Origin of the sequence: Paraburkholderia sp. (assembly GCF_028283785.1) — a bacterium.
Classification (GTDB): domain Bacteria; phylum Pseudomonadota; class Gammaproteobacteria; order Burkholderiales; family Burkholderiaceae; genus Paraburkholderia.
Genome location: NZ_JAPWKB010000013.1, coordinates 328,278 through 352,780, shown reverse-complemented (window position 1 = coordinate 352,780; position 24,503 = coordinate 328,278). Strand labels below are relative to the sequence as shown.

The following is a 24,503-nucleotide window of genomic DNA, read 5'->3' as shown; positions in this document are numbered from 1 at the left end:
TTGCGAATCCTGTCACTGTGGTTCGAAAGACCGCACCATGCCGCGGATCGCATCGGCGAGCGCGGCGCGGTTGTCGGTGTTGTCGTAGATCGTGTGCCCCGCCGGAAAGTCGAGGATCTGCATCCGTTCGGGCGCGACGGGAACATGTTCGAGCGCGTAACGCGTGGCCAGCGCCGGGGTGGACATGTCGTAGATGCCGCACGCCGCGACCAGTCGCGCATCGGGCCGCGCGCGCAGGAAAGCGCCGATCCGGTCGGCCACGCTCGTGTAGAACGACGGCGCGGCGGCCGACATCCAGCGCCAGCGCCGGTTGACGTCGAACGACAAGCCCACGTAGAGCCGTCCGGTATCGACGCCCAGAAAGCGCCGGAAATAATCTTCCGTGCGACCTGGCGTGCGCCCGACCACCAGCGACGGATCATTCGTCGGCTTGTCGGTGGCGGGCGCGAGACTGCCGGTCTCGCGCGTGTCGAGCGAGCCGATCCGGCGCGCGCAATCCGCCAGCAGCGTGTTCATGAACGCGTCGGCATCGATCCGCAGCGCCTGCCGTTCGATCTCGTCTTGCGGGATACCGAGCAGGCGCGCGAGTTCCGCCGCAACGCGCGCGGAAAGAAGCGGATCGACCTGGCCGAGCTGATTGCCCCATTGCAGCGCGGCAGCGTAATCGGTGCGCGCGAAGCGGGACACGGCGGCATAGAACGTCATCGCGTCGTGCGCATCATCTGCATGCGCGACCGTCTTGCGATGATGACGCGCGGCGACCGCCATCGTCGGCAGTGTCGCGATGTACGGAAGGTCGTTGCCAGCCGCGGGCGTACGCGCACTCGCGTCGAGCATCGGCGAGATCAGCACGACACCGGCCAGCGCCACGCCGTCCAGATACGGCAGGATCGTGCCCACCCGAAACGCGCCGTAGCTCTGGCCGCACAGCAACACCCGCCGCCGCCCGTCGCCGTCCCGTTGCAACCAGGCGCGAATCGCCGACGCGGCGGCCTGCGCGTCGCCGTCGACGCCAAGCCATTGCGCGCCGGGCGCGTGGTCGTCCGGAAGGCTGTTGAAACCAGTGCCGACCGGATCGATAAACACCAGATCCGCAACGTCGAGCAACGTATCGGGGTTGTCGGCGAATACGTGCGTCGCGCCATCGGACGACACATGCAGCATCGGTCCGAAACCGTTCAGATGGAGCGGCGTGGACGACGCGCCCGGCCCGCCGTTGAAGAAGAAAATAACCGGTCGCGCCGAAGCGTCCGACGCGTCCGCCGGAGCCCGGCGGTACACGCTCATCGATAGCGATACATCATCGCCACCGATCTCGTCGCGCCACACACCGGCTGCGCCGTCGTCCGCGCCATCGAGCCCGTACACCAGAAACTCGGCAACGTGCGACGGCCCGGTCACCTGTTGCGAACGCAACGGCAAGCGGGCGCTGGCGGCGGTGACAGGCGCGACCGTCGATGAACTGGCTGAAGTCGTCATCGCGTGCAGATCCATTCGCGCACGTCCTGCATCATCGCCGCCAGCGAAGACTCCACCGTGTAAGCAAGATGGCCGCCGAAATAGCCGCGGAAGGTCACCCGATCCAGCGGCCAGTCGCTTTGTCTGATGGCGTAGCGCGTCGCGCCCCAGGTGGTCAGCGTGTCGTGATACCCGACACCGACCACGAGGCGCAGCGCGGGCCGCGCGTGCATCGCGTCGGCAATCGATGCGCCGTAACGCCAGTCGCCGAACGGCGACGTTGCGCCCCAGCGCCACGCATCGAGCGAGGTCACTGGCGAACGGGTGCGGTACCCTGCTTCGGCGGGAAGCGCGAACAACGCGCCGAGACACGCGCGATGCGCGGCCTCGACGGCCGGCGTGATGACGGACGACGGATCGACCGGCGTGCCGTCCGGCGCGGCATCGCCGAGATAGCGGCCGTCGTTACCGCCGAGCACCTTCCCGGCGTCCTTGAACAGCCATTGACGGTACGGCACCTTGCCCACCCGCAAACGGTTCTCGACGAACACCGGCGCAGGCAGGCCCGTCAGTTCGGACAGCCGTTGCGCGACCTGCTGCAACTCCGCCTGCGGAATCTGCTGGCCTTTGACCAGCGCATTCAGATACGTGGTTTCGGCGTACGCCATCACCGATTCGAGAAACGCCGGCAAGGGCGTGTCGTCCGGTTTCGCTACACCGTGATAGCGACCGAGCGCCGCCAGCGTCGGCAGCGACACGACGTAGCTGATCACGTTTTCGCGACGCTGCACGGTCTCGACGATATTGAGCGCCTGCCCCATCAGAAACACGCCGTCGAGCCGGATCGACGCGTCGCCTTCGGTCAGCTGACGGGCCGCGACCGCCGCGCGCACCGTTCCGTAGCTCTCGCCGAACAGGAACACCGGCGAATCGAGGCGATCGTGACGGACCAGCCACGCGCGCACGAATTCGCGCAACTGCGCCGCATCGGATTCGACCGAAAACCAGCGATCGGCCGGCGTGGCCTCGCCGGTCGTGCTGTAGCCCGTGCCGATCGGGTCGTAACAGACGATATCCGCGACATCGAGCACGGTGTACGGGTTGTCGACGACCTCGAAGCTGGCCGGGTCGGCGTCGAGATCGACGGGAACGTGGAGCCGCTTCGGTCCGAACGCCAGCATGTGCAGATAGATCGACGACGTGATCGGTCCGCCGTTGAAAACGAACACGACCGGACGCCGGCGGGCATCGACCGCGACACCGTCGATCGACACGGCCAGATACGCGGTCGATACCACGCTGCCGGACGCGACGTCGTCGTCGGAAACAATGCTCACCGGCGTTGCGGCGATCTCGCCGTGATATCGAACGGGTCTGCCGTTAAAAACGCCGTCGCGCGTCACGCGCCGGTCGTCGCCGAAAAGATTGATTTCGTTCATGAGTGTGCCTTGCTGGCCGTGTGACCCGCAGCGTCGCCGGATGCAGCGCCGAGCGCGTCGATCAGCGCGTCGATGTCGTCCATCGTGTTGTAGAACGACGGCGAAATCCGAATCCGGTTCTGATACAGGCCGATGCGGATGGTGCGTTGCGCGAGCGCCTCGCGGAACCGCCCCGCGTTTTCGCACGCGTAGGCGACGATCGGGCCCGGCGTATCGGGCGCGGTCATCGGCGCGAAACCGAGCGCGGGCAAACGCTCCGCGAGACGCTCGAACATCGGCCGGCGGCGCGTCTGCAGCGCGGCGAGATCGGTCGCCTCCAGCATCGTCAGCGAACACGCGAGGCCCGCAATCGCAGCGTTACCGAGCGTGCCGACTTCGACATGCGCGGCCACGCTGGTCCCGCGTTCGGACGACACCGCACACGCGCCCGCCGCATCGTGCGGCAAGAAATGCGTCTGATAGGCGGCCATCTGCCGGTAGCCGGTCTGCGTTCTCGCGAGACGCGCGAGGCTCTCCGCCCGCGCATAGAAAAAGCCGACGCCGAAGTCGCCCATCAGCCATTTGTAGGTCGAACTCGCACAGAAATCGACGCCGCTCGCCGTGAGGTCCACGGGCATCGCGCCCGCTGCCTGGATCAGATCGGCGTATACCAGCGCGCCGCGCGCATGCGCGAGATCGCACAACGCTTTCAGGTCGTGGACGAAACCCGTCGTCGCCGAGACCAGGGAGACGGCCACCAGCGTCGTGCCCGGCGTGATGGCCGCATCGAAATCGGCGAGCTCGATACGCTGCCCGCGTGGCATCACCACCTGCACATCCGCGCCCGCCTGACGCATCTGGTCGTACATGAACAGCGAGCCGTTGAAGTGATACGCGTCGGTCACGACACGCCCGCGTCCGGGCGCGATGCCCAGTCCGTTGACCACGAGGTTTTCGCCGACCATCGTGCTGGGAATCCATCCCAGCGATGCCGGATCGCAGCGCATCAGCCGCGCGAACGCTGCCACCGCCGTGCTGCGCGATTGCGTCATCAGCAATTCGGCGGCGGCGCGGTCGCCTTCGCGAAAGCGCAGATAGTCACGCATCGCATCGCCCGATTCGATGCTGACCGGATGCATGTAAGCGGCGTCGAGAAACGTTCCATCGCGACGGAACGTCGGTGCCGCGCCGGAACGGTGCTCAGTCATACAGATCGACCTCGCATTCGATTTCCACTGGAATGTTGAACGGCAGTTCGGCCATCCCCACTGCGCTGCGCGTATGCGCGCCGCGCTCCGGCCCATACAGTTCGAGGATCAGATCGGAAAAGCCATTGATCACTTCCGGCTGACGGTTGAAGCCGGGTGCGGAATTGACCATCCCGAACACGCGTCGCCACGCGCGCACGCGGTCGAGATCGCCGATCTCCGCTTTGAGGCTCGCGAGGATCGCGAGCGCGGTGAGTCGCGCTGCGGCGTAGGCCTGGTCGAGCGTGACGTCGGCGCCGACCTTGCCGAGCGGTCCGGCGATGCTGCCGTCGGCATTCAGCGGGCCGTGTCCCGACACCAGCACACGACCGTCGAGCAGTTGCGCCGCCTTGAACGGCAACACCACGCCCGGTGGCGCAACGATCGGTGCGGGCAAGACGAGTCCACGGTTGGCCAGTCGCGTGTCGATGTCGTTCATGGACGCTCCCCGGAGATTCGCTATGTTGTTATGCATGTTTCATGGCCTTTGCGACGCCCGCACAAGGCGGGCGCATGACAGGTAGTTCGATTGCTGGGTTACGACGTAATGCGCCTGAACGCTGGCTGACGGTTAGAACGCCGTCGTCAGCGTGACGCCGAAGGTGCGCGGCGTGATCAGGGTTGCGCCGTACGGGCCGCTGTAGTTCACCTGGTCGAGGTTGACCATCTGGACCACGCCGCGACGGTCGCCGATGTTGCGGATATACGCGACCACCGACCACTTGTTGCGCGACACGCCGGTCGCGAGATCGACCGTCGCGAACGCGCCCGCGTGCAGACGCTGGATGCTGGCGTCCGGCGAGAAGTCGAACTGACGGGCGCCGAGGTACGTCAGCGTGGCGCTGCTGAAGCCCTTGAAGCCGTCACCCAGCGAATACGCCTGGCGTGCGCTCAGGTTCGCGGTCCATTTAGCGGAGTTCGGCAGGCTGTCGCCGGTTCGGCCGTAGATCGCGTCCGGCGCGTCGGCGGTCAGCACCGCGCGGGTGTACGCGACACCCGCGTGCACGGTCATGCCGGGCCACGGCCTGGCCGTCAGCGCAGCTTCGAAACCGTCGCTCTTCGCGCCGCCGCTATTCACGTAGTACGAGTACGCCGATGCCGAATCGACCGCCTGGAGCTGGATGTTGCTCCACTTGATGTGATACACGGACAGATCGAGCGCCAGCCGCTTGTCGAGGAATTCCCCCTTGGTGCCGAGTTCGAAATCGATCGTCTTGTCGGGGCCGTAGGTCTTCGGCACTTCCGACGCGCTCGACGGCACTTCGTTCGGACCGCCCGGACGATAGCCGTTGGCCACGCGTGCGTAGACCATCCAGTCGTTGGTCAGGTGATAGCGCGGCGAAATCATGTACGAAAACGAACTGTCGCTCGACGTGCCCTGATACGCGGCGTCGCCGCTTTCCGCATACGACTGGTCGTTGCGGCTGTAGCGCACGCCGGCCTGCACATCGAAGCGCGGCGTGAAGTGATAGGTGACCGAGCCGAAGCCCGCGTATTCACGATATCGCGAGTCGAGCAGCGCGGACTCGATCTCGCCGTCGGGCAGCCACGCGCCGGTCTTGCTGTCGGCGAAGTTGATGACCTGATCCACCGAGCTCTGTTCGTTCGTATAGAACGCGCCGATGCGCCAGTCGAGCTTGCGCCCATCCTGCGGCGATTCGAGACGCAGTTCCTGGGTGAACTTGCGGGTCTGCGTGTGATCGGCGAGTTCCGCGCCGTAGCCGTTCAGACCCACTAGCGACGCGAGCCAGCCGAATGCCGGGCTCATGTCGGTGCTACGCGAATACCGTGAATTCGAGAAGCCGGTGGTCGACACCAGGTTCGACCAGCCGAGATCGTCGGTGATCGAGGTGGTGAAAATGCTGTAGTTGAACGACGAATGTTCGGCGCCCGGAATCCGGCTCTGCGTGTAGTTGCCGTACAGCGGCTGACCGGCAGCGTCGACGTCTTCCGTTTGCGTGCCGAAGGTGTTCGACTGCTGGAATTGCGCGGAGCTGCGCACGGTGATCCTGTCGTTGACGAACCAGATCGCCGACAGACGTCCGCCCTGCGCGTGGGTCGAGCCTTTCGAGTCATCGTCCGACGCGTTCTGGATATAGCCCGGGTCTTCGCGATTGAACGCGCTGATGCGGAACGCGAACGTGTCTTTCACCACTGGCACGTTGAGCGACACGCGTTCGGTATTGCCCGAACCGCCGTGCGCGACCGACGACCCGTCCACCTGCGCCTGCCCCGACAGTTTCGTCGTATCCGGATCGACCATCGTGTACTTCAGCAGACCGCCCAGGCTGGCTGCGCCATACAGCGTGCCTTGCGGCCCGAGCAGCACCTCGATGTCCTTGATGTCCGACGGATCGAGGTCGGGCACCAGTTCGCCCCCGTTTGCCGACGACGTGGACGACGAGGCCGGTACGTCGTCGATCGTCACGCCGACCACCGGGTTACCCGAGCCGCCCGTCGTGATACCGCGCATGCTGATCTCGTTGGTATTGCCGGAACTCAGCACCTGAACGCCGGGCGTACCTTGCAGATAGTCGAGCAGCTTGGTCTTGTGCTGCTCGACCAGCGTTTTGCCGCTCACCGACGATACCGACATCGGCACGTCGATCGAGCGCTCCACGCGCTTGTCGGCCGTCACCGTCACGGTGTCGAGCTGCGTCACGTTCGACCCGGCCGTGGCCGGCGTTGCCGCGGCGGCGGTCTTGGCGCTTTTCGCCGTGGCGCCGGAAGCGGCATCGGGTGCAGCGGCTCCGGCCGGCGTGGACGCGTCGGCGGCATGGGCGAGCCCCGTGCCCAGCGCGAGGCCCATCGCCAGGCCGCCCGACAGCAAATACGCGCGAGAGCGCTGGCGCGTGTGGGCAAGGCCGATCGCCTTCAAAGCATCCCCGATGGCGATCGACAACGGCTTCTGATGATAACGATTCATTTTTTGATCCCGAGCGTACTGCGTTTATTTATGTGAACTGCTTGAAACTCACAGGCAAACGCTCCCCCTCAGGCGTTAAACGCGGTCGTTTAACCCTGTCTGCGTGATGATCGCGAGAAGAAGAAAGCGTGCGCGGCGCGCTGCTGCTTCGGCCGCTATTGCCGCATCACGTCGTACCGTTCGACGCGTGCGCCCTGCCGCGACACCGGCGTCTCCGGGACCGCGAAAGGCACGAGCGAAGACGCCGCCAGCAACTCACGCGTGTACGCGTGCGCAGGCGACGACAACACGGTAGCGGCCGCGCCGCTCTCGACGATCCGCCCGTGTTGCAGCACGATCACGTCGTGCGCCAGCGCCCGGACCACGGCGAGGTCGTGGCTGATAAACAGATACGCGAGGCCGTACCGGTCCTGCAGATCGCGCAGCAAGCCGACCACCTGCTTTTGCACCGTGCGATCGAGCGCGGAAGTCGGTTCGTCCATCACGATCACCTGCGGCCGAAGAATCAGCGCCCGCGCTATGGCGATACGCTGGCGCTGGCCGCCCGAGAATTCGTGCGGAAAACGGTACCGCGTGGCAGGATCGAGACCGACGTCTTCGAGCGCACGGATCACTTCCCGGTCGATGGCGGCAGCGTCGAGCGTCGCCTGTTCCTTCAGCCCTTCCCCGACGATTTCCGTCACCGACATATGCGGGCTCAGACTGCCGAACGGGTCCTGAAAAACGATCTGCACATGCTTGCGCCACGGCCGCATCTGACGCGTGTTGAGTCCGTCGAGACGCGTACCGTCGAAGCGGATTTCGCCTTCGGATGGCATCAGTCTGAGCAGCGCCTGGCCGAGCGTCGATTTACCGGACCCCGATTCGCCGACGATACCCAGCGTCATGCCCGCCTTCAGGCTGAAACTGACGCCGTCGAGCGCGGTGAACGGGGTCGCGCGCTTCATGAAGCCGCCCTTCCTGGCGAAGGTGACCCGCAAGCCGTCCGCCTCGAGCAGCGGCCTGGCGTCGGGGCGCGGCGACGGCGCGCCGTCGGGTTCGGCATCGATCAGCATGCGGGTGTACGGATGCGACGGTGCGGCGAATAACGTGGCGCACGGCGCACTTTCGACGATGTGGCCTTCGCGCATCACGCAGACCCGGTCTGCGATCCGCCGCACGACGTTCAGGTCGTGGCTGATCATCAGCAGCGCGAGGCCGCGCTTCGCCTGCAGCGCCTTGAGCAGGTCGATGATGCGGCTTTGCACGACGACATCGAGCGCCGTGGTCGGTTCGTCGGCGATCAGCAAATCCGGATCGCAGGCGAGCGCCATTGCGATCATCACGCGCTGCCGCTGTCCGCCGGACAGTTGATGCGGCAACGCGGCGAGGCGGCTTTCCGGTTCGGGAATACCGACATCGCGAAGCAGTTCGAGCACCCGTTCGCGCCGCTCGCGCGTGCTCATCCCACGATGCACCAGCAACGCTTCGCCGACCTGTTTTTCGACGCTGTGCAGCGGATTCAGCGATGTCATCGGCTCCTGAAAGATCATGCCGATCCGGTCGCCGCGAATGCCCTGCATGCGCGCCGTGCTCGCGGTGGCGAGATCGGCGCCCATGAAATCGATCTGCCCGCGCACGGTGGCACTGCGCGGCAACAGCGCCAGCAGCGCATGCGCCGTCAGCGATTTACCCGAGCCCGATTCGCCGACGAGCGCAACGGATTCGCCGCGGGCGATCTCGAAGTCGATGCCGTGCACGATCTCTCGCTCGCCGAACGCGATAGACAGATTGCGGACACTCAACAATGGCGTACTCATCATGCCCTCGGATCAAAAGCGTCGCGCAATCCTTCGCCGATAAACACCAGCAGCGACAGGATCAGCGCAAGCGACACGAACGCCGATATGGCAAGCCACGGCGCGTAAAGGTTCTGGATACTCTGCGCGGTCAGCTCACCGAGCGACGGGCTGCCCACCGGCATGCCGAAACCGAGAAAATCGAGCGCCGAGAGCATCGCGATACCGCCGGTCACCATGAACGGCGCAAACGTGACGGTCGCTGTCAGCGCGTTCGGAAATACATGGCGGCGCATGATCCTCAGGTCCGACAGGCCGAGCGCGCGCGCAGCTTTCACATAGTCGAGCGACCGGCCGCGCAGGAATTCCGCACGTACCGCATCCACCAGCGCCAGCCAGCTGAACAGCGCCATCACGCCGAGCAGCCACCAGAAATTGGGAGTGATAAAGCCGGTCAGGATGATCAGGATGTACAGCATCGGCAGGCCGGACCAGATGTCCTGGATGCGTTGTCCGATCAGATCGACCCAGCCGCCGAAGTAGCCCTGGATCGCCCCCGCGATCACGCCGATCACCGTGCTCGCGAGCGCCAGCAGCAAACCGAACGCAATCGACACACGCATGCCGAAAATCACGCGCGCGAGCACGTCGCGGCCCTGGTCGTCGGTGCCGAGCAGGTTTTCGCGCGACGGCGCGCTTGGCGCGGGCACCGTCAGGTTGTAGTTGACCGTGTCGTAGCTGAAGCGGATCGGCGCGAACAGCATCCATCCGCCCTGCTTCCGGACGAGCCGCTGCACGTAGTCGCTGCGATAGTCGGGAACGAACGGCAGCTCGCCGCCGAGTTGCTGCTCGGTGTAACGCGCGAAGGCCGGAAAGTAGAGATGACCGTTCATGCCGAGCATCAAGGGCTTGTCGTTGGCGAGCAGATTGCCCGCTAGCGTCACGGCGAACAGCCCGACGAACAGCCACAACGACCACCAGCCGCGACGGTTCGCGCGAAAACGCTGCCAGCGGCGTTGGGCAACGGGAGACAGTCGCATGCTCATGACGCCCTCGCGGAAAGATCGATGCGAGGATCGACCAGCATGTACAGCAGATCGCCGATCAGCTTGATCAGCATGCCCGCCAACGTGAAGATAAAGAGAGAACCGAACACCACCGGGTAGTCGCGCGACATCGCCGCTTCGTAACTCATGCGGCCGAAGCCATCGAGCGAGAACAGCACTTCGATCAGCAGCGCACCGCCGAGAAACACGCTCGTGAAGGTTTGCGGAATGCCGGAAACCAGCAGCAGGATCGCGTTACGGAACACGTGGCGGTACAGAATGCGCCGCTCGGTCAGCCCTTTTGCGCGCGCCGTCACCACGTACTGCCGGGATATTTCGTTGAGGAACGCGTTCTTGGTCATGATCGCGGTCGCCGCAAGCGTGCCCAGACTCAACGACACCACCGGCAGCACGAGATGCCAGCCGTAGTCGAGCAGCGCGTGCCACGGCGTCATCTGCGCGAAGTTGTCGGACACGAGACCGCGCAGCGGGAACACGTTGATGCCCAGCCCGCCCGCGAACAGCGTGATCAGCATCACCGCGAACAGGAAGGTCGGTACTGCGTAAGCGACTACGATGCCGGTGCTGGTCCACACGTCGAAGCGGCTGCCGTGACGCAATGCCTTGCGGATACCGAGCGGCACCGCGATCAGATACGTCAGCAACGTCGACCACAGGCCCAGCGACAGCGAAACGGGCAGCTTCTCGCGAATCAGATCGATCACGCGTTCGCCGAGATAGAAGCTGGTGCCGAAATCGAAATGCGCATAGGAGACGATCATCGATCCGAGGCGCGCGAGCGGCGGTTTGTCGAAGCCGTAGCGTTTGCGGATCTGTGCCATCAAGGCCGGATCGACGCCGTTGCTCGAATAGGCGCCGCCCGCCGATCCACCCGAATCGCCCGGCGCCGCCGACGACCCGAGCACCCCATTGCCGCCCGCAATGCCGTTCAGACGGGCGACTGCCTGCTCGACCGGACCGCCCGGCACCGTCTGCACGATAATGAAGTTCACCACCAGAATGGCGAGCAAGGTCGGCACGATCAGGCAGAGTCGCCGCAAGATGTACGCGATCATGTCAGTTCGCTCCCGTCGCAACGTGCGGCTGTGCGGCGGCTGTTACCGGCGTCGCGCTGTCGACCCACCAGCTGTCGATGTTGGTATCGGCTGGCGCCTGGATCGCCGGACGGCCAAAGCGGTTCCAGTACACCAGCGCCGCGCCGGGACTGCGCATCGACGGTATCCACAGGTATTGCCACTCCATCACGCGATCGAGCGCATGCGCGTAGGTTTCCATCTCGCTGCGGGTGCTCGCGCGCTGCACGCCCTGGATCAACTGATCGACGGCGGGATCGCGCAGGCCCATCCAGCTTTGCGTACCCGGCGCCGAATACGACGCGCTCGCGTAGTAGTCGTTGAGCTCGGCGCCCGGCGTCGCGGGCGAATAGAAGCTGTTGAAGATCATGTCGAAACGCTTCTGTTGGAGAAAGTTGCCGTATTGCGCGACGTCGACGGTTTTCAGGTTCAGCGTCACGCCAATTTCCGCGAGGCTCCGTTTGAACGACATGAACACCCGCTCGAAGCCCTTGTTGACGTTGAGAAACGTGAAGTTCAGCGGTTGGCCTTGCGCATTGACGAGACTGTCGCCGACCGGATGCCAGCCGGCCGATTCCAGCAGATGCAAGGCTTCGATCTGACGCGTGCGGATATCGCCGGAGCCGTCGCCGGTCGGCACGCTGAACGGCGTCGTCAAGACTTCGGGCGCGATTTCGCCGCGTAACGGTTCGAGCACGGTGCGCTCGGCGGCGGACGGCAACCCGTGTGCTTGCAACGCGGCCGGCGCGAACATGCTGACCTGCCGCTGGTTGAAGTTCCGGTAGAGCCGCGCGTTGACCCATTCGAAATCCCACAGCATTGCGATGGCGCGGCGCACGCGCACGTCGCGGAATAGTGGATTACGCAGGTTGAACACGAAGCCCGACGCGTAGTCGCGGTCGCCGAAGATGCCGCGTTGCAACCGGCCGTCGCGCAACGCCGCACCGTCGTAGCCGACCTGATACGCGGACGCGGCCTTTTCGATGTTGACGTCGATATCGTGGGCGAGCAGCGCCTGGCGCATCACGTCGCGACTGCCGTAGACCTTTAGCGTGATCCGGTCGAAGTTGTACATGCCCTTCGCGGCCGGCAGATTCGCGCCCCACCAGTCGGGCACGCGCTCGAACACGACGGTGCGCCCCGGATCGACCTGCACGACCTTGTACGGACCGCTGCCGAGCGGCGCGTCGAAGCCGCCGCCATTGTCGTAGTTGCGGGTCGCCCACCAGTGTTTCGGCATCACCCGCATTTGCGCGAGTTCGAGCGGCAAGGTGCGGCTTTGCGTCGAACTGAACGTGAAACGGATTTGTGTCGGCGACTCGACCGTCACCTTCGCGACGTCTGCGAACTTGCGCCGAAAACTGTAATCGCCCTTGCTGCGCAGCAGATCAAAAGTAAACGCGACATCGTCGGCGGTGATCGGCGTGCCGTCGGCGAAACGCGCTTCTGGATTGAGCGTGAAACACAACGTGCTTCGATCGGCCGACAGGTCCATCGACTGCGCAACCAGACCGTAGACCGTCAGGGGCTCGTCGAGCGAACGGACGGCAAGCGGCGCGTACACCAGCGTATCGATCTGCGTGACGCCGTTGCCGTCGATCGTGTGGGGCATCAGGTGATCGAAGCGCAGCGGATCTTCCGACGCGATCGCGAGCGTGCCGCCCTTCGGCGCCGTCGGGTTCACGTAATCGAAGTGGCTGAAGCCGGCCGGATATTTCGGCGCTTCGCCGTAGGCGGTCAACGCGTATTGCGGCGCGGCGAATGCCGGATGGCAGCAGGCAGCACCGCCGAGCGTCAACGCAACGCCCAGACGCCGCAGCGTATGAGCGAGCATGCCGTACAGATCAGTTGTCATCGTCGCTATCCGGCACAGCAAAAGAGATCTCGACCTCACCGATAAAGCCGGTCGGGTCCGGTGCAAAACGCCAGCCTTTCAGCGAGCGGATCACCTCTTCGTCGAACACGCCGCGCGGCTGCGAGCTGACGATCGTGACCTCGCCGACCGAGCCGTCGGGATGCACGACCAGATGCGCGACCACCTTGCCGCCGATCCCCCGACGGCGCGCCTGCTCCGGATACGCCGGATAACTGCCGCCGATTCGTTGCACGCCATGGCGGATCGCGAGCGTCGGTGGCGACGGCGGCGCGGGCGGCGTCGGCTTCGCGTCCGCGGGGCCTTGCGCCTGATGCTGCGCGCCGACGTCCTGCGGCACGCTGACCTGCGCGGGCGCGGCCGCTTGTGCCGGAACCGGCTTCGGTGCGTCCAGCTTCATCGGCGCGCTTTCGTGGACCACTTTCGGCGGCGTCCGGACGATCTGCCGGACCGCGGGCGGCGGCGGCTTGACGGGTTCGGGCGGCTTCGGCGGCTCGATGGGTTTGACCGGCGTTAGCGCCCGCATCACGATCGGTTCGTCGTGCGGCGGCGCGGGCGGCGTGTGCCGCACGCTCATCAAACCGGCGATCGCCAGCGCTTCGATCGCAAACGCGATCGCGAGCGCGCGCGGCAAACCGATCGGCTGGCCTTTATTGCGTCGCGTGGGAGCGCCTTCTCGCATACCTGGCAAAATCGTAGTCATGTCAGTTCTGCTCGGTAGCGATGCTGATCTGGCTGGCGCCCGCCTGCTGCGCCAGGTTCATCGTGTCGATCAGGAGTTCCGAACTGACGCCCTTGTCGCCCGCAATCACGATCGCCGGTTTGGTGGCCGCTGCGTCCAGTCGCGCGAGTTCGGCCTGAATATGCGCACGATCCATCGCGCGGCCGTTCAGTGTCGCGGTGCCGTCGGCCCTGACGCCGAGCAGCACCGGCTGCGGCGGCAGCGTGTCCGCGGTACTGGAGTCCGGCAGCGTCAACTGAAGGTTCGCGCCCGTCATCATCTTGAGCGTCGCCATTACGAAGAACACCAGCAGAAACATCATGATGTCGATCATCGGAATGATTTCGATGCGCGCGCGCTTCCCACCCAGGAAGGCGTCCCGGTTCTTGGCCATAGGAATTCCGTGTTAGGTCACTGTCGAAATGAGCGGATCAGCCAGAGGAGCGACTGACTGCCGGATCGCCGGATCGTGCGTCCGTTACCGGACAAGCGCACGGCCGGGCTGGCGCACTAGCGGATCGCGCCGTGCGCCGAAGGCAAGCTGTCCGCCTGCGTGGCGATGCCCAGCGCCTGGATACCCGCATGTCGCACGGCGTCCGCCACATGCATCACCGCCTGCAGATCGGCCTGTTTTTGCGCGGCAATCAGCACTTGCGCCTGACCTTTGCTGGCCTCGTCCTGACGGGCCTGCCGGAGCGCCGGCTCGAGCCCGGCAGCGGCCAGCGGTGCGCCATTCAGCGTGAGCGTGCCATCGGCGGCAACCCCGACGATCAGCTTGTCGATCTTCTGCTCTTCCTGCGGCACGGCGTTGCCCGGCAGGTTCTGCGTGATGCCTGCGTTGGTGATCATCTTCAGCGTCGCCATCACGAAGAACACCAGCAGAAACATCATGATGTCGATCATCGGAATGATCTCGATGCGCGCCTCGTCTTCGTCGGCCAGCAGATGCCTAGCCATGACGAACCTCGGCGTGCGCGCTCCACTCCGCGCCGGCCGGGGCTTCCGGTTTCGACGCGCCGGTCGGGTTGGCGCTGCTGGTCGTCTGCAACGCGCCGCCGAAGATCCGGTTGATGAGCATCGTCTTGATGACTTCCATCTGGTTGAGCAGCAGACGGTTGCGTGTGTTGAAGAAATTGAGGAACACCACGGCGATGATGGCGATCGCCAGACCAAACGCGGTGGCGACCAGCGCATGGGCGATGCCGCCTGTCACCGCGGTCGGGTTGCCCTTTGCCGACGTGCTCAGCACGTCGAATGACTGCATCATGCCGATGATCGTTCCCAGCAGACCGAGCAACGGCGCGAGCGTCACCGTCGTGTCGATCAGCCACAGGTTGCGGGTCATTTTCGGCATGATCGTGAGGATCGACTCCTCGATATGTCGGTCGAGCGTTTCGGCGTCGATCGGGCGCAGTTTCAGCGCCGGTTCGAACAGCTCGACCTGGAGTGTGCCCTGATACTGGCTCGCGACGTCCGACAACGCCGACATGTTCTGATACTGCGCGCGTTGCAGTTGACGCTGAAGCGCGTCGCCGGCACGCGTGACCCTACCGTGGAACGACAACCGCTCGATGATGACTGCCAGCGCGATCAGCAGGATGACCGCCATCAGCGGCAACAGACCGTACGACTCGATGCTCCAGGTAATCAGGGTGTTCAACATGGCTACAGAGTCCTTCCGCAAGGAAATTTCGAAAGCGCCGGAGCGGTACGATGTACCTTCCCCGTCACGACGAGCGAACTCTGGCATGTAAAAAAATACTTCTCAACAAAAAGTTTATAAAAAGCCAGGTGTAATCGCCCGTAAGTCAAAATTTTGTTGAACACGAGGCAGCAGGCTTGTTTCAAAAATCGGGAGGTGACCCGTGAAATCAGGGGAAATAACGAGAAAATCGAAAGCTGCCGAAAGCTCAACAAAATTCCGATCGGGTCTGTTGAAGTCGCCGCGCCGGACCTAAACAAAATGTTCAATTCGTGCTACGCTTGATCGATCTGGCCATCCCCAGCAGAGACCGGAACACACTTTTCCTGCTCATGAAGACACAGCCCTTTGCCGCCAACTTCTCGCATCGCGACATTTCAAGCGACGAGGAAGAACAGAAGATCATCGACATCCTCAGCCTCGTGCTCGAAGGTCTGGGTGGCACGATGCCGCCCAACACCGAGATCATCCTGCACGACATCCGCACGCCTGCGCACTCCACGCACACCATCATCAATGGTCATGTGTCGGGTCGGCAGGTCGGAGATCCGATCATCGCCGCGCCGGTCGACGACCAGGGGCTCGATCTGCTGTATCAGGACCAGCCGCCGTCGAAGGGCATTTCCGCGTCCATCGGCCACTACCGGTCCAGAATGAAAGACGGCCGCGAGCTCAAGTCCGCGACGGTGCTGTTCAGAAACCGCCAGGGCAAGGCCTTCGCCTCCGTGTGTACGAACACGGATCTCTCGGAATACCAGTCGCTGCATGCGTCGCTGCAAAAGCTTCTGGGCGTCGATCAGGAAGCCCCGCAGGCGGCGCTGCAGGAGCAACGCCCCACCGTTGACGATCTGATCGAGGAGATGGTGAGCAGCGCGGTCAACCTGGTCGGCAAACCCGCCGCGCTGATGGACAAGAACGAGAAGATGCAGATCGTGTTCGAACTGCTGAAACGCGGAGTGTTCGTCATCAAGGGTTCAGTCGAGCGGGTCGCGCATTCCCTGTCGGTCTCACGCTTCACGATCTACAACTACCTCGAAGAACTCGGTTACTCCGGTGGTGCGAAGGCTGCTTCCAAACAGGCGCAGCGCGTCAGCAAGAAAGCCGCGACCGTTAAAGCGCTTCCCACGAAGGCGAAAAAAAAGACTAAAACCGTGCAGGTTCGCCAGGTCCGGTAACGGTGCCCCCGGCTGGGCGAATGCGGATACATGCACCGACATCCGCAACCGGCCCGGCGATCCGCGTCGTTATCCGCCCGGTCGTGCAACCGTTGACCGGGCTTTTCCGGCCCCTCAAAGCACCACGAGCGAATGCAGATCGTAACCCGCGGCCTTCAGCTGTTTCTCCACACCGACCGCTTCCGCGCGAAGCATGTACGCTTTTTCCGTATCGCGCTGAAATTGCTCCGCGTCCGCCGCTTGGGCCTGCAAGTCGCTCCACTGCGCAGCCATCTGACGTACGTCCATGATTTCCTCCACCGGTTAACGCGCTTTTGGCGCTGTCGCTCGCGGTGCCGATGACCGCGATATAACTGGTCAACGGAAGAACCCGGACGGAATTTAGCCCTCGCCGCAATTATTTCCAGACGGAACCGGGATTTTCGGCTGCGTGGGGCGAATCCAGAACATTTCGTAAGCCTGTGCCGCTGACGTCGTACCAAACCGCACCCAACTCACAGTAAGATTGCCTGCTTCGAGCGAACCGGTTCGAACCAGAACCTCGCGCGCATTGCATGCTATCCAGATGACCCACGGACACGTCGAACCCACTCCCTTCGCAGCCTTCGAGAAGCAGGTTCGCGCATTGATCGCGGCAGGCCATCATGCGCAAGCCGAAGCGCTGATCCGCCCGCATCTCGCGTCGGGCAGCGGCCCGATTCCGCTGTGGCAACTGTTGGTGGACGCAATCCGTCCGCAGGGCAAAATCGCCGAAACGCGGATGATCCAGGAAATGATCGTCGCGACCGTTCCCGGCGACCTGACGCAACGGTTCAATCTGGCTGAAACGCTGCTGTTGCACGGCGAATTCGAGCGCGGCTGGCGCGAATACCATCACCGTTACGGGATGCCGCATACGTTCGCGATCGGCCGGCGCGTGCAAAAGCCGCGTTGGGACGGTCGCCCGATTCCCGGCAAGACGCTGCTGATCCACGACGAACAAGGTTTCGGCGACACCTTCCAGTTCATGCGAATGGTGCCGTGGGCGCGCGAACGCAGCGGCGCGAAGGTGATCTTCGAAGTGAATCGCGAAGCGTTGCCGCTCGCGTCACGCACCACCGGTTACGACCATCTGGTCGCGCGCGGCGATCTGCCTCCGCCGTTCGACATGCATTGCGAGCTGATGGATCTGCCGATGGCGATGGGGCTGACACTGTCCGACCTGCCCGGCCCGATGCCGTATCTGTCGGCCGATCCGCAGCGCGTCGAAAAATGGCGTCGGCGGCTCGCGGATCTGCCGCGTCCGCTGGTCGCGCTGGTGTGGGCGGGACGGCCCACGCACGTGAACGACGCCCGCCGCTCGATGCACCTCGACCAACTCGCGCCGCTGGGCGCGTCCGGCGCCACCTTTGTCGCGATCCAGAAAGGCCCGGCGTCGGAGCAGGCGGCCAACCCGCCCGAAGGCATGTCGGTCGTGTCGCTCAGCGATGAGATCGTCGATTTCGAAGACACCGCGGCAATCCTGTGCGTGGTCGATCTGCTGATTTCGGTCGATTCGTCGCCGGTGCATCTGGCCGGTGCGCTCGGCCGTCCGGCGTGGGTGATGCTGCCGATGGTGCCCGACTGGCGCTGGCTGCTCGATCGCGACGACACGCCGTGGTATCCGGGCGTCCGGCTGTTCCGGCAAAAAGCATATGGCGACTGGCATCACGTGATTTCGGCGATGACCGACGCGTTGAAGGATCGGGCCGCGCGATGAACGTATCCGCTCGTCTGAAGCGGATCGTCGCGCTGGCGGTGTCGACGGCCTCCGCGAGCGGCGCGCTGACGCTGTCGGGATGCGCGTCGCTCGACCGTACCGCGCACGCCGATTCGCTCGCGCAACCGGCCGGCATGCAGCGCGAGTTGATCGACACCGGCACGTTCGTGCTCACCGCCTATTCGCGAATCACGCGGCCGGACCGGCCCGTCGATATTTATATCGAAGGCGATGGACTCGCCTGGGTGACACGCACGCAGCCTTCGCTCGATCCGACGCCGCGCGACGCGCTCGGCCTCACGCTCGCCGCCGCCGATCCCGCACCGAACGTGGTGTATCTGGCGCGTCCGTGCCAGTTCACGCCGATGGCGATGAACCCGCGCTGCGGCACGCCTTACTGGACCGGCAAGCGGTACGCGCCGGAAGTCGTGGCCGCGATGAACGTGGCGATCGACCGGATCGCCGCGCGGGTGCCGTCGCAGCAAATTGCGATCACCGGCTATTCAGGCGGCGGCGCACTGGCGGTGCTGGTGGCCGCGCGGCGACGCGACGTGCTGTCGATCCGCACGGTCGCGGGCAATCTGGACGACGAATACGTGAACCGGTTGCATCACGTGTCCGCGATGCCCGACTCCGAAAACGCAATCGATCACGCCCGTGACGTCGCCGATATTCCGCAACTCCACTTCAGCGGAGCGGACGATACCGTCGTGCCGCCCGCTGTCGCCCATCGGTTCGCGGCCGCCACCGGCGGGCAGTGCGCCCGCGCGATCACGGTTCCGGGCCTGACGCACTACAGCGACTGGAGCGGCCGCTGGCCCGAATTACTGGCGATGCCGGTTTCCTGCACGCGCGAAGGCGGCTAGGATCAAGCCGGGTTTCGATCGACGCCGAGCGCGTCGAGCAACGGACCGAGATGGTCCGCATGCTTGCGCCAGCGTCCCCGCGACGTCGTGTAGATCGGCTGGCGAACCTGGTTCACGCTGGCCGTGCGCACCACGCGGCGATTTTCGTGAAACTTCAGGCACGCGTCGTCCCACGGCAGGCCGAGGAACGCGATCATCCGGCGCGCCTCGCCTTCGACATCGTCGATCACGGCTTCGTAATCAACCTCGATAAACCGGTCGGCGGGGAGCACGGTGCGCCAGTGCGCCATCAGCCGCTGGTAGTCCTGATAGAACTGGCCCAGTTCGGTTTGATCGTAGGTAAACGGCTGCTCGCCGCCAAACAGCTTCGTATAACACGACAGACACGTATCGACCGCGTCGCGCCGCGCATGGATGATGCGTGCGCCAGGCAGCATCAGCGGAATCAACCCGGCGTACAAAAAGTTCGCCGGCATCTTGTCGACCAGCCGCGCGCGTGAGGCCGCCAGCGGCGTCACGCGCTGAAGATACGCTTCGCCGAGTGCGGCGAGATCGTCGGGCTGGATGGACTGGATCGAGTCGGGAAACGCACCGCGCGCGTCGATCACATGACGCATCGCCGATAACTCGCCCGCCCCCGTGACCTGGGGATGGGACGCGATGATCTGCTCGATCAGCGTGGTCCCCGAGCGCGGCATGCCGATGATGAAAACCGGCAGATCCGAAGCCGCCCCGCTGCCCTTCATCCGCGCGTACAGCTCGGGCGTGAAGATATCGGCGATGCGCTGGGTCCAGCGGCTGGTCGCGGCGCTGTCGTAGTCGAAGGTCGCGCGTTTCTGGCGGTTGCCGGCGTCGAGATGTTCGAACGCTTTCGCGTTGTCGCCGACGTCCAGATACGCCTTGGCCAATGCGAAATGCACGGTGAGTCGGTCCGGCAACGGACGATGCTCGCCGTCGGCCAGCATCGCTTCGAGCGCGGCGAAATCCGGGTCGCCGGCCTGGTACTTGCGGACGTCCGCGCGACCGGCCAGTGCCTGCGCCGAACGGGGAAACGCCGCGAGCGCGGCATCGAATGCGGCCAGCGCTTCGTCCTTGCGGCCCGCTTCGAGCAGCAGCGCCGCGCGACCGGTCATCGCTTCTTCGGCGACGGCACCCGGCAGGCTTGCCGCGCGTTCGTACGACGCCAGCGCCTCTTCGGTATTGCCGAGCGATTGCAACACGCCGCCGAGCGCGTGATGCGCGTCGGCGCTCTGCGGCGCGGCGGCGACCGCCTGGCGCGCCAGCACCAGCGATTCATCGAACCGCTCGGTTTTCCTGAGCACTTTCGACAGCGCGGCGAGCGCGGCCGGATGCTGCGGCGCGAAACCGCGCAAGCTGTTCAGCGCGCGCAGCGCGGCGTCGTATCGATGACGCGCCGCTTCGGTTTCCGCCAGATTCAGATACGCATCCGCGAGGCGCGGATTCAGGCCGATCGCGGTCTGAGCCGCGGCAGCGGCGTCGTCATAGCGTCCTTTTGCCGACAGCAGGAACGCGAGATTGCTGTGGGCTTCGGCGTAGTCGGGCTTCAGCGCGAGCGCCTCGCGATAGTGCGTCTCCGCCGTGTCCAGACGACCCAGACGGCGATACGTGTTGGCGAGGTTGTTATGCGCAGCAGGCATCTCGGGCTGCAGCGCGACGACGCGCTCCAGACACTCGCGGCTGTCGTCGAACCGGCCGGACTCCTGCAACAGGATGCCGAGATTGGTCCAGCCGGACACGAGGTCGGGTTGCATCGTGACCGCGCGGCGCGCGGCGACCTCGCCTTCCGCGAGCAACCCTCGCTGACGATACATTTCCGCGAGATTGCTCGAATAGATGGCCGGCGCCAGCGGCGATTCGCACGCCTGACGCAGACAGTCGATCGCGATATCGAGCTTGTCGTATGCGTGCGCCATGAGCCCGAGCAGATGGAGCGCGTCGGGATGCCCGGGCGCTGCTGCGAGCACCCGCCGGCAGAGCTGTTCGGCCTGGGGCGCCTGTCCTGCGGTCCAGTGCGCGTGTGCACGCTGGAGCGCTTCGACGATGGTCATGGTGCCGGGAGGAGTAGCCTGCGACATGCGAACTTCCTTGAAACGTAATTCCAGCAATGGTACGCGCGATAACGAGAAAAATCGCGCGTACCGGAACAACCGTGCATCCGCTCAGGTAGCCGCGTGTGCGGCCACCTTCGCTCAGAACAACTGACGCAGCTTCAGCGAACCCGCTTGCGAGACATACCCCTTGCCCGCCTGGACTTCGTAGCGCACGGTCAGGCTCAGGTTGCTGGCACGCAGCAACGTCGCGCCGACGGACAGATCGGCGAGGTTCGTGACCGGCGACGAACCGAGCGTCGTGAAGCTGGTCGCGCCCGTCGGGTCGGCCGCGTAGCTCGCCGCCGTCGAGGTGCGCGTGTTGTCGTATTCGTGACGCCACGCGAGCGTCAGATCCGGCACCACCACGCCATACGATGTCGTGAAATCGCGCGACAGCTTTGCGCCCAGGTCGCTTCGCACCGATGTCGCGTGCGCCGCACCGACCGCCAGCGCCGCACCGTTGCCGCCATTTTCCGTATAGCTGTTCTGGTGCAGATAGCTGTACGTCAATGCCGCTAACGGCGTGACGACCATCGGACCGACATTGAGCGGCATGCCCGCTTCGGCGCGGATCACATACTGCGCGCCACCGAAGCTCGCGCCGGTGCTACCCGAGAAGCCGGTGAAATCGACCTGACGGGTCGAGTCGTAACGCTGCATCACCGCGCCTGCCGAAACATTCGCATACCAGCGGTTCGCCGTGTAGCTGCCGTAGCCGAGCAAGCCGTACGAGTTCACACGGGTCGTGTCGCCTGCGGTGTCGCCCGTGTTGTTGATTGCGCCGTTGCTATAGCTGAACACGCCGCCCGCGCGCCATCGATCGCTGACCGCGCGATCCACGCCGAACATCATCCCCGCGAAATTCGCGCTGTACCCGTCGACGCTGCTGCTCTCGCTGCGGCTCGCATGACCGCCGAACACCTGGCCCCACACGCCGTTGGCCAGCGTCCCTTCACCGGTCGAGACGCCGCTCGCGCTTTCGTTTTGCGCGAGGCGAATGCCGTCGAGGTGAGTCGAGACGATATCGAGCACGGTATCCGTCGACGCTGCGGCCGCCTGAGCGGTGGCCGCCTGCGAAATCGGCGCGAGTTGCGCGCCCGCACGGTTGACGCTCGCGACATTGCCGTACGTCTGCAGCGCGACGCCTGCGTTGTAGAGGTTCAGCAGCGCCGCATCCGACACGCCGGTATAGCTGCGCAGACCGTTGATCGCGTTGCGTGCATTGGACGTGGTCGGCGCGACGGTCGTCGTGGTCGTGCCGCTGCCGCTGGTCGTTCCCGTGGTGCCGGAGCTGTCCGTCGTCGTGGTCGTGTCGCCCGTGCTGGCCGCGATGGTGCCGAGCGTCAGCACGAGATCGGTATGGCCGCTGGTCGTCACCGACGTGCCGGTCACGGAACCCGTGTAGCCGAGCACGGCGTAATTCAGCGCGGTGGCGTTGTAGTGGGTGCCGCTGCCGGTCGCATCGACCACCACGAAGCGCTGGCCGGCGGCGAATGCATAGCCCCCCGTCGTGCTCTTCAGGCTGACCGACGAACCCGCCGCGATCGTCGCGTCGCCCGTCACGATCAAGCGGCCGTAGCCGGAATCGGTCAGGCTGCCGGTGACGATCGCGCCGCTCGTGACGCCGATCAGCAAGGTCGCCGCGGCGCTCTGGCTGTAGTTGCCGGTGATGGTCAGCACGGTATCGACTTCGAGCGTCGAGCCGGTGTTGTAGACCGTGTGCGCGGTCGTGCCGAGATTGATGTCGTCGTTCAGCAGCAGATTGCCCGTGCCGAAGATCACGTCCGACCGCGTATTGGTGATCGTACCGACGGTGTCGTTATAACCCGTCAGCGTGCCGGACGCCGACCCGGTTGCGCCGTCGATGTTCAGGTCGCTCGACGCATCGTTGACGATCGCGCCGGCGATCGTGCCGGAGTTGACGATCGTGCCGATCGAGCCGGACAGGTAGTTGAAAATCGCATAGTCGACACTGCTGATCAGGCCGCTATTGGTGACCGCGCCAATCGTCCCGAAATTGTAGATGCCGATGTTCGAACCGCTGATCAGCCCGCTATTGGTCAGGGTGGCGATCGTGCCGAGCTGGTCGATGCCGATAGCGGCGGCGCTCAGCGTGCCCGCGTTCGACAGCGAACCGATGGTGCCACTGTTCGCGATCCCGACGGCAGTGGCGTGAATGGTGCCGTTGTTGACCATCGACCCGATCGTGCCGGCGACCGAGATACCGGCAGCGCCGCCGTCGATCGTGCCGCTATTGGTCAGCGTGCCGATCGTGCCATCGTTGGTGATCGCGTACGAACCGGAAATCGTACCGTTGTTGATCAGCGTGCCGATCGTGCCCGTGTTGTGAACGGCCGTGTTCCCGGTGATCAGACCGCTATTGGTCAACGTGCCGATCGTGCCGCCGTTGTAGACGCCGTTCTGATAACTACCCGATGCGATGCCCGCGATGAGGCCGCTGTTGTCGATCAGATCGATCGTTCCCGTGTTGTAGAGACCCGGACCGCCCGAGAGCGTGCCGCTATTGATCACCGTGCCGATCGTATTTTCGCTCCAGACGGCGCCGGTCGCGCCGCTGATATAGCCGCTGTTATCCACCGACCCGATTGAAGCGAGGTTCCCGATGCCGTTGAAAACCGAAGCGATGATCGTGCCGGTGTTCGTGATCGAGCCGATCGTGGCCTGGTTGTAGATCCCGCTCGGGGCGGACAGCAGCCCGTTGTTCGTTATCTCACCGATCGTGCCGGTGTTAAAGATGGCGTGCGTGACCGGCCCGGTTGTGCTGATGGTCCCGTCATTGGTAATCGAAGCGATCGACCCGATGTTATCGACTCCGAAGTCGGTACCCGTGATCAGACCGGTGCTGCTATTGTCCAGCGAAGCGGCGCTGCCGGTCAGCATGACGCCCGTCGTGCCACCGGACAGGGTGCCGGCATTCGAGAGCGTGCCGATCACGCCGTTGATCTGGATGACCGCGCCGTACTGACTGGCCGCGGTGACTGTCGCGCCCGATGCCACCGCCAAATCGACGCCGGTCCAGATCCAGTCGGGAAGGCTCTGGCTGAGCACGCCGAGATCGAGCGTCGAACTGCCGATGGTCCCCGCGATGGTCGCCGCGCTGGCCGCGTTCGACATCGCCGCCAACACGGCCGCAGTCGCAAATACGTTGACGGCCGGCATCGAGCGTCGGCGCTTGCGGGTCGTCCCGCTTTTCGCGCCGTTCGACTGCGCCAACTCCGAAACGACCTGGAAAGCGCCCGCGCTGGCGCTCCAGACAATCCGATAAACGTGATTCATTGAAACCCCGGGAAATATCTTTTTTTGATGTCGATGACGCTCGTCTGGCGCAA

The 24,503-nt window shown here is 64.6% G+C and carries 19 protein-coding genes; 3 read left to right on the top strand and 16 right to left on the bottom strand.

All coding sequences use genetic code 11. The features are described 5' to 3' along the window. Positions 1-12 precede the first annotated feature (12 nt). From PW947_RS15610 to PW947_RS15550, 13 genes are all read right to left on the bottom strand, one after another. The gene (locus PW947_RS15610) at positions 13-1,479 is read right to left on the bottom strand and encodes a hypothetical protein (RefSeq protein ID WP_299633232.1); all 1,467 of its coding nucleotides are present in this window, start codon (positions 1,477-1,479) and stop codon (positions 13-15) included. Further along, positions 1,476-2,897 (bottom strand): hypothetical protein, encoded by a 1,422-nt coding sequence (locus PW947_RS15605; RefSeq protein ID WP_299633231.1) that lies wholly within the window; start codon positions 2,895-2,897, stop codon positions 1,476-1,478. The genes PW947_RS15610 and PW947_RS15605 overlap by 4 nt, the downstream gene beginning before the upstream one ends. Beyond that, positions 2,894-4,084 (bottom strand): aminotransferase class V-fold PLP-dependent enzyme, encoded by a 1,191-nt coding sequence (locus tag PW947_RS15600; RefSeq protein WP_299633230.1) that lies wholly within the window; start codon positions 4,082-4,084, stop codon positions 2,894-2,896. Before PW947_RS15600 ends, PW947_RS15605 begins: the two co-directional genes overlap by 4 nt. Next, positions 4,077-4,562 (bottom strand): RidA family protein, encoded by a 486-nt coding sequence (locus PW947_RS15595; RefSeq protein WP_299633229.1) that lies wholly within the window; start codon positions 4,560-4,562, stop codon positions 4,077-4,079. Before PW947_RS15595 ends, PW947_RS15600 begins: the two co-directional genes overlap by 8 nt. Positions 4,563-4,694: 132 nt before the next feature. Continuing rightward, on the bottom strand, positions 4,695-7,049 hold the full coding sequence (locus tag PW947_RS15590) for a TonB-dependent receptor (protein WP_299633228.1): 2,355 nt from the start codon (positions 7,047-7,049) through the stop codon (positions 4,695-4,697). A gap of 155 nt (positions 7,050-7,204) precedes the next feature. Continuing rightward, positions 7,205-8,848 carry an ABC transporter ATP-binding protein gene (locus PW947_RS15585; RefSeq protein ID WP_299633227.1) on the bottom strand — a complete coding sequence of 548 codons (1,644 nt, stop codon included), beginning with the start codon at positions 8,846-8,848 and terminating at the stop codon, positions 7,205-7,207. Further along, a complete protein-coding gene (locus tag PW947_RS15580; RefSeq protein WP_366146124.1) occupies positions 8,848-9,867 on the bottom strand; it encodes an ABC transporter permease in 1,020 nt (339 codons plus the stop codon). Before PW947_RS15580 ends, PW947_RS15585 begins: the two co-directional genes overlap by 1 nt. Positions 9,868-9,869: 2 nt before the next feature. Further along, on the bottom strand, positions 9,870-10,949 hold the full coding sequence (gene yejB / locus PW947_RS15575) for a microcin C ABC transporter permease YejB (RefSeq protein ID WP_299633225.1): 1,080 nt from the start codon (positions 10,947-10,949) through the stop codon (positions 9,870-9,872). A 1-nt stretch (position 10,950) separates the two neighbouring features. Beyond that, a complete protein-coding gene (locus PW947_RS15570; RefSeq protein ID WP_299633224.1) occupies positions 10,951-12,822 on the bottom strand; it encodes an extracellular solute-binding protein in 1,872 nt (623 codons plus the stop codon). Then, positions 12,812-13,543: an energy transducer TonB gene (locus tag PW947_RS15565; protein ID WP_299633223.1), complete on the bottom strand. Its 732-nt coding sequence runs from the start codon at positions 13,541-13,543 to the stop codon at positions 12,812-12,814. The genes PW947_RS15570 and PW947_RS15565 overlap by 11 nt, the downstream gene beginning before the upstream one ends. 1 nt (position 13,544) lies before the next feature. Next, positions 13,545-13,955: a biopolymer transporter ExbD gene (locus tag PW947_RS15560; RefSeq protein ID WP_299633222.1), complete on the bottom strand. Its 411-nt coding sequence runs from the start codon at positions 13,953-13,955 to the stop codon at positions 13,545-13,547. A 116-nt stretch (positions 13,956-14,071) separates the two neighbouring features. After that, complete coding sequence (locus PW947_RS15555) at positions 14,072-14,518, bottom strand: biopolymer transporter ExbD (protein WP_299633221.1); 447 nt, start codon at positions 14,516-14,518, stop codon at positions 14,072-14,074. Beyond that, positions 14,511-15,224 (bottom strand): MotA/TolQ/ExbB proton channel family protein, encoded by a 714-nt coding sequence (locus PW947_RS15550; RefSeq protein WP_299633220.1) that lies wholly within the window; start codon positions 15,222-15,224, stop codon positions 14,511-14,513. Before PW947_RS15550 ends, PW947_RS15555 begins: the two co-directional genes overlap by 8 nt. Positions 15,225-15,544: 320 nt before the next feature. On the opposite strand from PW947_RS15550, the gene PW947_RS15545 reads away from it, so the two are divergent. Further along, a complete protein-coding gene (locus PW947_RS15545) occupies positions 15,545-16,438 on the top strand; it encodes a PAS domain-containing protein (RefSeq protein WP_299633219.1) in 894 nt (297 codons plus the stop codon). A gap of 114 nt (positions 16,439-16,552) precedes the next feature. Here PW947_RS15545 and PW947_RS15540 read toward each other — a convergent pair whose 3' ends face one another. Then, positions 16,553-16,726, bottom strand: coding sequence for a hypothetical protein (locus tag PW947_RS15540; protein WP_299633218.1), 174 nt, complete (start codon positions 16,724-16,726; stop codon positions 16,553-16,555). A 277-nt stretch (positions 16,727-17,003) separates the two neighbouring features. Here PW947_RS15540 and PW947_RS15535 point away from each other — a divergent pair, with 277 nt between their 5' ends. Together PW947_RS15535 and PW947_RS15530 are read left to right on the top strand one after the other, a co-directional pair. Then, positions 17,004-18,176, top strand: coding sequence for a glycosyl transferase family 8 (locus tag PW947_RS15535; RefSeq protein WP_299633217.1), 1,173 nt, complete (start codon positions 17,004-17,006; stop codon positions 18,174-18,176). Further along, on the top strand, positions 18,173-19,042 hold the full coding sequence (locus PW947_RS15530; RefSeq protein WP_299633216.1) for an alpha/beta hydrolase: 870 nt from the start codon (positions 18,173-18,175) through the stop codon (positions 19,040-19,042). The genes PW947_RS15535 and PW947_RS15530 overlap by 4 nt, the downstream gene beginning before the upstream one ends. 2 nt (positions 19,043-19,044) lie before the next feature. Here PW947_RS15530 and PW947_RS15525 read toward each other — a convergent pair whose 3' ends face one another. Both PW947_RS15525 and PW947_RS15520 read right to left on the bottom strand, forming a co-directional pair. Next, the gene (locus tag PW947_RS15525; protein WP_299633215.1) at positions 19,045-21,138 is read right to left on the bottom strand and encodes a tetratricopeptide repeat-containing sulfotransferase family protein; all 2,094 of its coding nucleotides are present in this window, start codon (positions 21,136-21,138) and stop codon (positions 19,045-19,047) included. 114 nt (positions 21,139-21,252) lie between these two features. Then, on the bottom strand, positions 21,253-24,450 hold the full coding sequence (locus tag PW947_RS15520; RefSeq protein ID WP_299633214.1) for an autotransporter domain-containing protein: 3,198 nt from the start codon (positions 24,448-24,450) through the stop codon (positions 21,253-21,255). Positions 24,451-24,503: the final 53 nt, after the last annotated feature.

Bases quoted from the DNA above. Each gene is read 5' to 3' on its own strand.
- yejB (WP_299633225.1), bottom strand. From the start codon at position 10,949: ATGATCGCGTACATCTTGCGGCGACTCTGCCTGATCGTGCCGACCTTG.
- PW947_RS15520 (WP_299633214.1), bottom strand. From the start codon at position 24,450: ATGAATCACGTTTATCGGATTGTCTGGAGCGCCAGCGCGGGCGCTTTC.
- PW947_RS15555 (WP_299633221.1), bottom strand. From the start codon at position 14,518: ATGGCTAGGCATCTGCTGGCCGACGAAGACGAGGCGCGCATCGAGATC.
- PW947_RS15600 (WP_299633230.1), bottom strand. From the start codon at position 4,084: ATGACTGAGCACCGTTCCGGCGCGGCACCGACGTTCCGTCGCGATGGA.
- PW947_RS15535 (WP_299633217.1), top strand. From the start codon at position 17,004: ATGACCCACGGACACGTCGAACCCACTCCCTTCGCAGCCTTCGAGAAG.
- PW947_RS15585 (WP_299633227.1), bottom strand. From the start codon at position 8,848: ATGAGTACGCCATTGTTGAGTGTCCGCAATCTGTCTATCGCGTTCGGC.
- PW947_RS15550 (WP_299633220.1), bottom strand. From the start codon at position 15,224: ATGTTGAACACCCTGATTACCTGGAGCATCGAGTCGTACGGTCTGTTG.
- PW947_RS15570 (WP_299633224.1), bottom strand. From the start codon at position 12,822: ATGACAACTGATCTGTACGGCATGCTCGCTCATACGCTGCGGCGTCTG.
- PW947_RS15525 (WP_299633215.1), bottom strand. From the start codon at position 21,138: ATGTCGCAGGCTACTCCTCCCGGCACCATGACCATCGTCGAAGCGCTC.
- PW947_RS15595 (WP_299633229.1), bottom strand. From the start codon at position 4,562: ATGAACGACATCGACACGCGACTGGCCAACCGTGGACTCGTCTTGCCC.
- PW947_RS15605 (WP_299633231.1), bottom strand. From the start codon at position 2,897: ATGAACGAAATCAATCTTTTCGGCGACGACCGGCGCGTGACGCGCGAC.
- PW947_RS15530 (WP_299633216.1), top strand. From the start codon at position 18,173: ATGAACGTATCCGCTCGTCTGAAGCGGATCGTCGCGCTGGCGGTGTCG.
- PW947_RS15565 (WP_299633223.1), bottom strand. From the start codon at position 13,543: ATGACTACGATTTTGCCAGGTATGCGAGAAGGCGCTCCCACGCGACGC.
- PW947_RS15610 (WP_299633232.1), bottom strand. From the start codon at position 1,479: ATGACGACTTCAGCCAGTTCATCGACGGTCGCGCCTGTCACCGCCGCC.
- PW947_RS15580 (WP_366146124.1), bottom strand. From the start codon at position 9,867: ATGCGACTGTCTCCCGTTGCCCAACGCCGCTGGCAGCGTTTTCGCGCG.
- PW947_RS15590 (WP_299633228.1), bottom strand. From the start codon at position 7,049: ATGAATCGTTATCATCAGAAGCCGTTGTCGATCGCCATCGGGGATGCT.
- PW947_RS15540 (WP_299633218.1), bottom strand. From the start codon at position 16,726: ATGGACGTACGTCAGATGGCTGCGCAGTGGAGCGACTTGCAGGCCCAA.
- PW947_RS15560 (WP_299633222.1), bottom strand. From the start codon at position 13,955: ATGGCCAAGAACCGGGACGCCTTCCTGGGTGGGAAGCGCGCGCGCATC.